Genomic DNA, 11,452 nt, shown 5'->3' on the forward strand with positions numbered 1-11,452 from the left:
CGGTTCTCCACCGGGTTCCGCCCTTCCCTCGTTCGCTTCCGAAAAGTCAGTGGTCGAATCTCCACCGTGGCCAGGTCAGTTGAGGACCTGGACCTCGGCGACCTTGAGCGCGAGGTCGGCCCCTCGCGGCATGTCGAGGTCGAAGGTCTTCGCGTTCGGCCCGGTGATCACCACGTGGGCCTGCCAGTGCGCCGTGACCGTGCCGCTGAACACACCGCCCTGCCGGGTACCCGAGCCGACCGCGAACTCGTAGCCGCAGTCAGGGGACTTGGCGGCGGCGTACTTGGCGTCGTACGGCGTCCCGGCGGTGGCGCAGTCCACCACCATCCCCTGGCCGAAGTCCCAGGTCATGCCCTTCAGTTGCGCGGTGACTGTGACCGAAGCGCCCGGAACCGCGAGCGAACTCGGTTTGGGCGCCACCATGCCCTCGGCCCAGAGCCAGACCGGCGCCTTCACCACGGCGGTGTCCTTCGGCGCGAGGCTCGCCTTCGGCGCCGGAAAGGCCATCCGGTCGGCGAGCAGCTTCGCCTGGACGGTCAGGTCGATCACCGGGGTCGCGCCCGGCGCGTTGCTCACGAACTGGGTCTGCAGACCGTCCTGCCCGCCGGCGCTCTGCGGGCAGACCTTGGAGTAGACCGAGCCCTCCGACGGCTTGTGCCCCTCCCAGGCCGAGTCGCCCTCGGCCGGCTGCTTGTCCAGCGGGCGGAAGTAGCACCCGACGTCGCTGTTGAAGTAGCCGCGCTCCGGGTCGTAGCAGGCCCACTGGGTGTCGTGGTAGCTGCACAGCTGCGGCCCGCCGCCCCCATCGCCGCCCCCGCTCTGCGATGGGCTGGTCGTCGAGCTGCTCCCGCCGCTGCCGACGTGCGAGCAGATCACGCTCGGGGAACATTGTTCCGCTCCGGCCCCCGGTGGTTCGTCCGCCGTCGCCGTTACCGCCGAGGACAACAACAGCCCGGCGGTCAACGATGCGACGACCGCGAATCGCCGGGCCGGTTTCCGCGAGTTCAGCATGTCCGGTCCACCTCCCGCTTGAAGTCGTAGATCAGCCAGTGCGCTTGGAACCATCGCAGGGAAGCGGTCGCGAGATAGCGGTTCAGCCGGTCGGCCGGTTCCTTTGCGGTACGGGTGACGGCATCGACGCGGTGCCAGTCCGAGAGGTCGACGCAGTCCTCGATCACGACGGTCTGCGGATCGGCTTTCAGGTCAATGGCCTTCACCACGGCCGAATTCCGCGGCGTTCCGGTCATCACCAGTTTGGCGTCGTGAAGTTGACGGAGGCCGACCAGGGTGTCGGACAGCGCCCGCCCGGAGGAGTACGCCTCAAGCGCGGAACCGTCCGAATCCGTACGCCCGAAGGCCTCCGCCTGAGCCTGCCACCAGTCCTGATACGTCTTCAAGGCCAGTCGGCCCTTGGCCCCTTCCGGACCGTCGGTCGGCGCGATCGAGGCGTTTACCGAACCACCCGAAGGAGTTAACGGGTTCACTCCCGCAACAGTGGGCGCAGGCGACCCGAGACGATCGACGGAACCACCGGCGCCACCGCTCGCACAAGCGCCGAGCAGCAACACCAGAACCGCCCCACCGACCACAACCGCCCCAGGGCGCAACACATTTCCGCGCTGCCGCATCGCCCACCTCGTCGCGACCGAGCCGATCCGTGATCCACGGCCGCCAGGAGAATTCCGCCGTCCCACGGGTGTTTCCGCTGGGGATCGATTCTTCGCCAACCCACCCCATCACGGCAACACCTCAGGCCCCCTGACCTTACGCGGAAGGCGGTTCCGTCGGGGCACTTTCCCGCCACAGAACGGCCAACAGTTCTTCGGAAAGCGACAATCCGGCCAATGCGCCCCGAACCACGGCCCGATTGCGCATCAACAGGCGTCCACCGTGCGGCGGAACGAGCAGGCGCGCGACCGGCGCACCCGAACTACCGGCCGACTCCCCTCCGTCCAGCAACCCGGCGACGGCGGGCTGGAGGTCCAACGGAGCTACCGCCGCGGGGGCACCCGGGACGCCGTGGCGCAGGACGGTGGTGAGCGCTCGGCTGAACGAGCCCTCGCCGCCCGGCAGTACGGCGTCCCGGCCGCGTCTGCCCGGGGTGTAGCGGCCGATCCGGCCCCACAGCGGGACCCGGGAGTAGCTGAGCAGTTCACCCGCGCTGTCCTCGCCGTCGCGCTCCAGCGCCGCCCAGGTGTCCCGGTCGGCCACCGCGTCGACCAGCAGCAGCGCTTCCTCGTGGTCACCGTGCACCATCGCGCTGACCACCCAGTCCCAGGCCAGGCCGCGCCGGTAGGCGTTGGCGGCGGTGCTGCCGCCGGTGACGAGGGCGAGCCGGCGCCCGCGCGGGTCGGCGACCAGCTGGCCGACCAGGCAGACCACCAGCCAGCGACCCGGGTGCTGGGCGGCGTCCCGGACGGCGGTGAGCATCGCGTTGGCGTCCGCGTCCGGCGCCGTACCGACGACCCGGCAGCCGGCCGCACCGGTGTCGAAGCACATCCCGGGCAGCACCTCGGCCAGCAGCCGGGCCCCCTCCGGCGCGCGCGCCGAACCGCCGTACGCCCGGTCCGGCCCGCCGTCCGCCCCGATCACCACCAGATCGACCCCGCCGGCCATCCGTCCGCCCCCTCCTCCACCATTCCTCCACCCGCCGGGCAGGCTACCGCTCCGGGCGGCCGCCGACGGGGCTCCCGACCCGTCCGCTCAGGGACCATGGGCCCTATCGACGCGCGTACCGACCGGAGGACGATCGGACGCATGGAGCGTGAGGACCGTGTGGAGACCCTGAGCGAGGCCGAGTGCCTGCGGCTGCTCAGCACCGTGCCCGTCGGGCGCGTGGTGTACACCGAGCACGCACTGCCGGCCGTCCTGCCGGTCTCCTTCGAGGTCCTGGACGGGCGGCTGGTGCTCGCCGTGCGCCGGGGAAGCTCCACCGCGCGCGGGGTGGACGGCACGGTGGTGGCCTTCCAGGCGGACCTGCTGGACCCGGTCACCCGCACCGGATGGAGCGTGCTGGTGCACGGTCGGGCCGACGCGGTGAGCGACCCCGAGCAGGTGCGGCGAGTGCTGCGCTCCGGGCTGCGGCCGTGGGTGGGGGACCCGGAGCCGCTGTTCATCGCGCTGGTGCCGGAGCTGGTCAGCGGGCGGCGACTGTTCCCGACCGGGCAGGGCTCGCGCGGGCCGGGCCCGCTGGGGCGAACGGTGCTGCGACCCTGAGCCCACCCCTCGCCTTCCTCTCGTCTTCCTCTCGTCGTCAGTGCTCTGTCGTCGGTGCTCTCGCCGTCGGCTCCTGACAGAAACCGGCGGGTAGGCATACGCTTCCGGCGTCCTGACCCCTTGCCGGGCCCGTCCCCCTCCAGGAGCGCACCGTGACGACCTTCGCCTCCCTCGCCGAACTGACCGCCGCCGTCGGCACCGAACTCGGCACCAGCGAGTGGCACACCATCGACCAGCGGCAGATCGACCTGTTCGCCGAGGCGACCGGGGACCACCAGTGGATCCACGTGGACCCGGAGCGGGCGAAGGAGAGCCAGTTCGGCTCGACCATCGCGCACGGCTACCTGACCCAGTCGATGATCCCGGTGCTGGCCAAGGAGTGCTACGGCGTCGAGGGCGTGCGGATGGCGCTGAACTACGGCTCGGACAAGGTGCGCTTCCCCGCCCCGGTGCCGGTGGGTACGGCGATCCGGGCCACCGCCGAGCTGATCTCGGCCACCGAGGTGCCGGGCGGGGTCCAGGCGGTGGTCCGGTTCACCATCACGAGTGAGCGGAGCGCCAAGCCGCACTGCGTCGCGGAGGCGATCACCCGCTTCTACGCATAGCGCCGACGCGGTGCCGCGACCCGCGTCGAGTACGCCGATTGGACCGTGCGGGACTCTCCACCAGGTCCGGACGGCACACGGCGCGTAGTCTCCGACGAGATGGTTGTCGCACCGCAGTGGCCTCATCTGACCCTTGGGTGCGCGCCCCGGCATGCCCGGTAGCCGTGACCGTCTCTGGAGGAGCCGTGCCCCGCCCCGTCCCGTGGTTCTCCCGCCTCGCCGGTCTGACTTCACAGCTCGCCCCGTCGTCCGCCGGGCCGGCCGCCGACCGCGCCGTCCCGGGTCTGGCCGGACTCCCCCGCGCGGCCTGGCACCGGGTCCGGACCGACGCCTTCGGGGCCGAGCCCCGGGGCGAGCGGCTGGCCCGGATCCGCCGCTCGCCCCACTTCGTCGACGGAGCCTTCCGCAACCCGGTGCCGACCCACCGCCTGGTGTACGAGCGGAGCCCGCTGGAGATCACCCGCGCCCAGCTGGCCGGGGACAAGACCCGCCGGTCGCCGACCGCCGCCGTGCCGGTGCACCGGCTTCTGCCGGTCGACCTGGCCACGCCACCGGAGTCCGGGTTGCGGCTCACCTGGCTCGGGCACGCCACGGTGCTCGCCGAGATCGGCGGGCGGCGCGTCCTGATCGACCCGGTCTGGGGCGAGCGCTGCTCCCCGTTCGCCTGGACCGGGCCCAAGCGGATGCACCCGGTGCCGCTGCCGCTGTCCGAACTCGGGCCGGTGGACGTGGTGGTGGTCTCGCACGACCACTACGACCACCTGGACATGGCCACCGTGCGGGCCCTGATCGGCAGCGGCGTGGTGTTCGCCGTACCGCTGGGGGTCGGGGCGCACCTGGAGCACTGGGGGGTGCCGGCGGCGCGGATCGTCGAGCTGGACTGGTGGGAGTCGGCCGAGGTCGCCGGGCTGACCCTGACCGCCACGCCGGCCCGGCACTACTGCAGCCGCGGGCCGCGCACCAGCACGCTGTTCCTGTGGGCGTCCTGGGTGGTCGCGGGCGGTGGGCACCGGATCTTCCACAGCGGGGACACCGGCTACTTCCCGGGCTTCGCGGAGATCGGGCGCCGGCTCGGACCGTTCGACGCGACGATGATGCAGGTCGGCGCGTACAGCGAATTCTGGCCCGAGGTGCACATGACCCCCGAGGAGGGCGTCCGGGCGCACCTGGACCTGGGCGGCGGACTGCTGCTGCCGATCCACTGGTGCACCTTCAACCTGGCGACCCACCCGTGGGAGGAACCCGCCGAGCGCGTCGTCACCGCCGCCCAGAACCTCGGCGCCCACCTCGCGGTGCCCCGCCCCGGCAAGCCCTTCGAACCCGCCGACCCGCCGGCGCTGCGGCTCTGGTGGCGCGCGGTGGCGGCGGCCCCGCGCGGCGTCGAGCCGCTGGTCACCGCCGAGGCGCGGACGGAGGCGCGGACAGGGGTGCGCGAACCGATGACGGGTTTCAGCGAACAGATTTCAAACTCTGTCATCTGAAATCTGTTCGCCGACGGCCGTCACCCGTCGCAGGCCACCCGTCACCCGTCACATCGCCTGTCACCCGTCACCCGTCACCCGTCACCCGTCACCCCGCGAGCACATCCCGCAGCCCCCGGGCCTCCTTCGCCACCCGCCCCGACCCGCCCCTCTCCGCCACCGCCGTCACCTCGGCCACCGGCCCCCGCGCCCGGGTGCGCCGAGCACACTCGGTGGCCAGGGCGAGCAGGTCGCCCAGCCCCCGTACGGACGGCTCCGCCGTACCCAGCAGGCCCGGCAGCGCCGCCCGGAGCACCGACCACACCGTCCGGTTCGCGCCGGTCTCCGCAGCCGGGCCGAGCGCCGCCACCAACCGGGTCGGCTTGACCGTGCCGCGCGCCACCAGCTCGCCCAGCTCCCGCCCGAGCAGCTCGCCGTCCAGGTCCCCGCGCGCGGCGAGCACCAGCAGCGCGTCGACCGCCCCGGTCCGGTCCTCGGCGTGCCGGGCGCCCAGGCCGTACGCCAGCACCAGGTGCACCGCCAGCCCGGCCGGGCCGCCGGACTCGGCCAGCAGCGGCAGGAGCCGCCCCGCCCCGCGCTCGTCCCGGTCGGCGCCCATCGCCAAGTGGTCGAGCCAACGGGCGGCCAGCTCCTCCCGGTGCCAGGGCAGCATCGCGATCCAGTGCGGGACCGGCGCCCAGGCGAGGTCGTAGGCCTTCCGGGCCCGGGACACGCTGGGCTCGGTGCCGTCCAACAGCTTGCGGAACTCGGCCGCGAGCCGCTCGCCGTCCGGCCCCTTCGGCCCGGCGCCGATGCCCGGCTGGGCGACTGCGGTCCGCTGGACGTCCTCCCACCACCGGTCCCCGTAGTGGCGGCCGTGCTTCGAGCCCCGACCGGGCGCGAACAGCACCCGCTCGGACGCCTGCGCGGGCAGCCCGCCGGTGCGCAGCCAGTGCGCCAGCCACCGCCCGGCCGGCGAGGTCAGCGCCCCAGCGGCCCCCAGCGCCTCCGGGTCCGTGCCCGGCCCGACCCGCAGCAGGGCCGCGCACAGGTCGGCCCGGCCCGGGGTGACGCCCGCCGCCTCGTACCCGGCGATGCGCTCGACCAGCGCCCCCGCCGCGATCGCGCCGGTGGCGTCGGTCGGGGTGGCGAGCAGATACGGCGGCCGGTGCGCGGTGACCTGCCAGGCGGCCTCCTCCAGCCGCGCGGCGAGGACGGCACCGTGCACGGTGGTCTGCCCACCGCGCAGCGGGGAGCGGCCGTGCCCGCTGAGGAAGTCCCAGAGCCGGCGCGGCGGGGTCCCGCCCGCCACCGCGGCCACCACGTAGAGCACGTCCCGGGGCGTGCAGTCCCCCCAGCGGCTGCCGCCGTTCCACGGGTACGCCTGACGGACGGGCTCCAATGCCTCGATCAGCGCCGCGCGGTCCAGGTGGGCCTGTCGGACCAGTCCGTCCAGCACCCGTTCGAAGACCACGACCCCGGACTCCCGGCCGCCCAGCAGGGCGGACAGTTCCTCCGCCAGCTCGGTCGCCGAGCCGATCGGCTCCCCCACCGGGCTCGGCTCGACAACCGACGGCAGGATCTCGTCCCACCCGGTGTCCGCCTCGTCGCCCTCACCACCGGCCGAGCCACCCACCGAGCCGCCGGCCGCGCCACCGGCCGACCCGCCGACCGGGGCGCCGAACAACTCGCGCGCCCGCCGGTGGTGGACGGGGTTCAGCACCTCGGCCGCGGCCCGCAGCTCGGGCAGCACCGACTCCCCCGCCCCCTCGAGGTGACGGGCCACCACGTTCAGCGCCCGCTCCTGAACGGTCGCGTCCGCGTGCCCGAAGGCCTCGGCCGCCGCGAGCACCACCGGACCGGAGCGCCCGGGCGCGCGCCGGGCGGCCTTCTCCAGCCACCCCAGCTGGGCCCGGACCAGCTTCTTCTCGGTCCGGAACAGCACCACCGCCGAGGCCTCGACGAGCACCTCGGGCTCGATCAGCCCCGCCTCGTCCAGCCCCGCCAGCACCCCCTGGGCATGGGTGGCGAGCGCCGACAGGCCGTCCAGCAGCGCCAGCAGGTCCCGCACCCGGGCCGCGTACTCCTCGGGCGTCGGGTCGAGCGCCCGCAGCACCTCCAGGAAGGCCCGCTGGTCGGCCGGCCTGCCGCCGCGCAGCAGCCGGGCCAGGCAGCGGTCGATCAGCGCGGCCCGGTCCACCACCCCGGCCGCGGCCAGCCCGGCGATCGCCTCGGTCCAGACGTCCCCGGGGCGCGGGCTGCGCCGGAAGGTCAACGAGCCGCCGATGTCGGCGAGTTCGAAGACCAGGGGCAGCAGCACCGGGGTGAGGAGGTCCACCCGCAGCCGCTCGACCAGCGGCGGCCGGGGACCGGTCTCGGTGGCCTTGGCGGCGAACCAGCCCCGGACGAAGGGCTCGCTGACCGGCACCGCGCAGCCGGTGCGCCGGACGATGGACTCGGAGAGCGCGTGCATCGACCAGCCCCAGGAGCGCACGGGCCGCTCGGCGAGCCGCCTGGCCACCTCGATCTGCCACTCCTGCGGCTGCGCCTCGACGACCTCGAGCAGCGCGGGGTGCCGACCCCAGTCGCGGACACCGAAGTCGGTGCCGCCGAGCCAGGCGGCGGCACCGGCCGGGCCCGCGTGGCACCCGGCCCCGGCCACCAGCAGCGCGCCCCTGGCGTCGATCCCGGACTGCGACCAGTCGTCGCGCAGATCCTTGCGCAGTTCCTTGAGCGCGACCAGGCAGGCCCGCCGCTGGGCCCGGTCCAGCCCGGCCAGCAGCTCCGGCACCGCTTCGATGTGCCCGACCCGCACCGCCGCGAGCAGCTCCTCGACCGGCCCCGCCTGCTCCACCACGGCGTTCTCTCCGGTGCTCACGCCCCCGCCTCCCGCATCATCCCGACCGCCAGCACGTGCTTGCAAGGCCCGCGCCCGCCCCGGTACTTGGCCCACCACTGGCAGGTGCAGCCGGTCCGCCCCGCCTCGTCCGTCCGCACCCGCTGGATGTGGTCGTCCACCGTGACGACGGCCGTCGCCCCGCCCGCCTCGAACCGCACCGCACCCGCCGCGACCAGCTCCCGGGCGGCCCGCAGCCGCGGGTTGGCCGCCTCGGCGCGTCCGGCGTCGTACGGGAGCTGACGGTGGAAGTACGCGGCCTCGGCGGTGTCGTAGCCGATCTGCCCGGCGGTGCCGAGCCGGGTGAGGGCGGCCCGGACCCGCTCCGCGCTGATCCCGGCCTGCTCCGCCAGCTCGGCGACCTCGATCCGCGGCTCCCAGGCGAGCAGCACCGCGACCAGCTCGGCGTCCCGCTCGGCCGTGGCGGTGGCGAGCGCGCCGAGCACCCCGCCCTCGCCGGAGAAGCCGCGCGAGGCGTCGGGCGAGAGGGTCAGGGTGAGCCTCATCCCGGGCAGCACCACCTCCCAGGCCGAGGCGGTCGGGGCCGATCCGGCCACCGGCCCGTAAACGCGCAGGGCGAGCGCGTGCCGCAGCACCCTCTGGAGCGCGACCAGCCGCTCGGGCCCGGGCAGGCAGACCGCGCCGGGCACCGGCCGGGTGGTCGGCCGAAGCGTCTTCCCGGCCGGGACGACCCAGCCGACGGTGCTGCGTCCGCCGCGCGGCAGTGAGCGCAGGAAGCGCACGGCCTCGGCGGCGGACAGTTCGCCGCGCAGGTCGAAGCCGGCAGCGACCACCTGGGTCTCGGCGAAGCCGCGCAGCCAGCGCTCCGGCAGCGGCACCTTCCGCTCGACCAGCGGGCCGTCGAAGCTGGTGACCTCCAGTGCGTCCGGCCCGACCGCGAGGTGCAGCGGGTCCGTCGGGCCGATCCTGGTCAGCGCCTCCCGCAGCGGGTTGTTGACGTCCACGTTGGTGGTGCCGTGGCCGATCTCGTCGCCGTCCAGCCCGGCCTGGAGCACGTCGAGGCGGGCGTACACACCGCAGCAGCCGGAGAAGGACTCGAAGCGCAGCCGGTCCCCATTGGCGGTGACCACCGGGTCGAGCGAGGCGCGCAGCTGCGGCTGGTAGTAGCGGGCGGCGGCGACGCCCGCGACCGCGAGCAGCGCGGCCGCGGCCGGCGCCGGATCGGCCAGGAAGCCCGCGAAGAAGCGCGGATGGGCCGATGCGCCGAGCGGGGTGGCGCCGCCGGAAGTGGCCAGGTCGAGGCTCCGGCCGGCGGAGCCGTCCAGGACGGCCGACGGGCGCAGATAGGCGTACGCGTGTGCGGATTGCGTCATGCGGAGCACGCTAGGTGACGGGTCTGACAGCCCGTCGGGGCCACCATGGAATGAAACACGTTCTATCCGTCGAAAGCGTTACCCAGGTCACACCACCACACGGTTGGCTTCTGCCACTATGGGCCGGTGACCGACCTGACCGAACAGCAGATCCCGGCCGTGCAGGCGCCCCGCCCGGCCGCCCCGTTCGCCGAGCTGCTGGAGATCGAGCAGCTGGACGAGAACACGTTCCGGGGGCACTGCCACGCCGGGGCCCCGATGCGCGCCTTCGGCGGCCACGTCGCCGCCCAGGCCCTCGCCGCCGCCGGGCGCACCTGCGACGGACGGCGCGCGGTGCACTCGCTGCACAGCTACTTCCTACTGCCCGGCAACCCGACCCGGCCGATCTACTACGAGGTCGAGCGGCTGCGCGAGGGCGTCACCTACGCCACCCGCCGGGTCCGCGCGGTGCAGGACCGGAACGAGATCTTCAGCCTCACCGCCTCCTTCAAGCGCCCCGAGCCGACCGACGAGCGCCACCGCGAGATGCCGCCGCTGCCCGCCCCGGAGACCCTGCCCGACGCCTTCTCACAATGGGACGAGGAGCTGCGCGCCGCGATCAAGGCCTCCGACGGCTTCCGCGACCTCGAACTGCGCTTCGTCCCGGCGGACGCCCCCGGCGTGCCGCCGGCCGTCCCGGGGATGCCGCAGCAGTTCGTCTGGGTGCGCATCGCCACCCCCTTCCCGGTCGACGACCCGCTGCTGCACACCTGCGCGCTCACCTACCTGTCGGACCTCACCCTGGCCTCCACCGCCGGGCTGCACGAGCAGCCCAACTTCTTCCAGCGCACCGAGCCGCCCCGGCTGCTGATGGCCTCACTGGACCACGCGATGTGGTTCCACCGCCCGTTCCGGGCCGACCAGTGGCTGCTGTTCGCCCAGCGCAGCCCGTCCGCCTCGGACGGCCGGGGCCTGTCGCTCGGCGAGTTCTACGACCGGGACGGCCGACTGGTCGCCTCGGCCGTCCAGGAAGCGCTGATCCGCAGGCTGTCCTAGCCGGCGCAGGCCCCCGGACGCCGCGGTGGCCACCGCGCCAACGGAAGGCGGCCGGTCGGCGTCATACTCCTGAGCGGCCCCGGCCCGTATCATGGTGCGGGTGACCAAGGTTGACCTGTCACCACGGCCGGTGGAGGCGATGTCTCCGCGTCAGCTCGAACGCCGCGAAAGCCTGATCGCGGCCGCGCTCGCCCTGGTGAACGAGATCGGCGTCGAGCGGCTGCAGATGAAGCAGGTCTGCGAGCGGTCCGGAGTCGCCCTGGGGACGGCGTACCGCTACTTCTCCTCGAAGGACCACCTCCTGGCGGCGGCGATCGCCGACTGGCACCGCCTGCTGCTGGCCGACCTGGTGGCCGAGCTGCGCGGACCCCGCGCCGGGCTGGGGGCCACCGACCGGGCGGTCCGGTTCGTCCGGGGCGGGATGCGGGCCTACCAGCGGCAGCCAGAGCTGGCCCGCCTGCGGGTGGCCGTCGCCGCCTCCACCGACCCCTTCGCCAGCGAGGCCCTGCAGGGGATGGCCCGGGCCGACAGCGCGGCCCTGCAGGCGGTGACGGCCGAGGTGCCGGCGGCGGCCAGCGACCTGGTGCGGCACATCGTCGCGCACGCCTGGCAGGGGGAGCTGACCGCCTGGGTGACCGGCCGCACCACCCTCGGGGACGCCCGGCGGCGACTGGAGGACGTGGTGCGGCTGGTACTGAACCCGTACGAGACCCACTACCCGGCCCCGTACGAGGTCCAGTCCACCGGCTGAGCCTCAGGCACGCGGGCTCAGAGCACCGTGGGCTCAGAGCACGGTGGGCTCAGGCCGCCGCAGGCTCACGAATTTGATTAAAGACGCTCAGTGATCCTATGGTTACCGTGTGGAGCTTCTCCGACTGTCAAAAGCCGCAAAGTGCTTGGGTGTTC

10 protein-coding genes are annotated in these 11,452 nt (G+C 74.0%); 5 read left to right on the top strand and 5 right to left on the bottom strand.

Going from position 1 to position 11,452, the window contains the following annotated elements; genetic code table 11:
* Positions 1-75 precede the first annotated feature (75 nt).
* From ACFQ87_RS34175 to ACFQ87_RS34185, 3 genes are all read right to left on the bottom strand, one after another.
* The gene (locus tag ACFQ87_RS34175) at positions 76-876 is read right to left on the bottom strand and encodes a hypothetical protein (protein ID WP_380614792.1); all 801 of its coding nucleotides are present in this window, start codon (positions 874-876) and stop codon (positions 76-78) included.
* Between the two features lie 128 nt (positions 877-1,004).
* Positions 1,005-1,484, bottom strand: a complete 480-nt coding sequence (locus ACFQ87_RS34180) for a hypothetical protein (protein ID WP_380614793.1) — start codon at positions 1,482-1,484, stop codon at positions 1,005-1,007.
* 280 nt (positions 1,485-1,764) lie between these two features.
* The gene (locus ACFQ87_RS34185) at positions 1,765-2,616 is read right to left on the bottom strand and encodes a hypothetical protein (protein WP_380614794.1); all 852 of its coding nucleotides are present in this window, start codon (positions 2,614-2,616) and stop codon (positions 1,765-1,767) included.
* Between the two features lie 141 nt (positions 2,617-2,757).
* Between ACFQ87_RS34185 and ACFQ87_RS34190 the strand changes: the two genes are divergently transcribed.
* The 3 genes from ACFQ87_RS34190 (at position 2,758) to ACFQ87_RS34200 (ending at position 5,302) form a co-directional block, all read left to right on the top strand.
* Positions 2,758-3,216, top strand: a complete 459-nt coding sequence (locus tag ACFQ87_RS34190; RefSeq protein ID WP_380614795.1) for a pyridoxamine 5'-phosphate oxidase family protein — start codon at positions 2,758-2,760, stop codon at positions 3,214-3,216.
* A gap of 152 nt (positions 3,217-3,368) precedes the next feature.
* The gene (locus ACFQ87_RS34195; protein ID WP_380614796.1) at positions 3,369-3,821 is read left to right on the top strand and encodes a MaoC family dehydratase; all 453 of its coding nucleotides are present in this window, start codon (positions 3,369-3,371) and stop codon (positions 3,819-3,821) included.
* A 284-nt stretch (positions 3,822-4,105) separates the two neighbouring features.
* Complete coding sequence (locus ACFQ87_RS34200) at positions 4,106-5,302, top strand: MBL fold metallo-hydrolase (protein WP_380614802.1); 1,197 nt, start codon at positions 4,106-4,108, stop codon at positions 5,300-5,302.
* A gap of 88 nt (positions 5,303-5,390) precedes the next feature.
* On the opposite strand, the gene ACFQ87_RS34205 is transcribed toward ACFQ87_RS34200, so the two are convergent.
* Together ACFQ87_RS34205 and ACFQ87_RS34210 are read right to left on the bottom strand one after the other, a co-directional pair.
* Positions 5,391-8,159 carry a DUF6493 family protein gene (locus ACFQ87_RS34205; RefSeq protein WP_380614797.1) on the bottom strand — a complete coding sequence of 923 codons (2,769 nt, stop codon included), beginning with the start codon at positions 8,157-8,159 and terminating at the stop codon, positions 5,391-5,393.
* Positions 8,156-9,511: an SWIM zinc finger family protein gene (locus ACFQ87_RS34210; RefSeq protein ID WP_380614798.1), complete on the bottom strand. Its 1,356-nt coding sequence runs from the start codon at positions 9,509-9,511 to the stop codon at positions 8,156-8,158. Before ACFQ87_RS34210 ends, ACFQ87_RS34205 begins: the two co-directional genes overlap by 4 nt.
* A gap of 126 nt (positions 9,512-9,637) precedes the next feature.
* Here ACFQ87_RS34210 and ACFQ87_RS34215 point away from each other — a divergent pair, with 126 nt between their 5' ends.
* Positions 9,638-10,546, top strand: a complete 909-nt coding sequence (locus tag ACFQ87_RS34215) for an acyl-CoA thioesterase (RefSeq protein ID WP_380614799.1) — start codon at positions 9,638-9,640, stop codon at positions 10,544-10,546.
* Positions 10,547-10,646: 100 nt separating this feature from the next.
* On the top strand, positions 10,647-11,297 hold the full coding sequence (locus ACFQ87_RS34220; RefSeq protein ID WP_380614800.1) for a TetR/AcrR family transcriptional regulator: 651 nt from the start codon (positions 10,647-10,649) through the stop codon (positions 11,295-11,297).
* Positions 11,298-11,452 lie beyond the last annotated feature (155 nt).

The sequence above is a fragment of the Kitasatospora sp. NPDC056531 genome (assembly GCF_042794375.1).
GTDB lineage: Bacteria > Actinomycetota > Actinomycetes > Streptomycetales > Streptomycetaceae > Kitasatospora.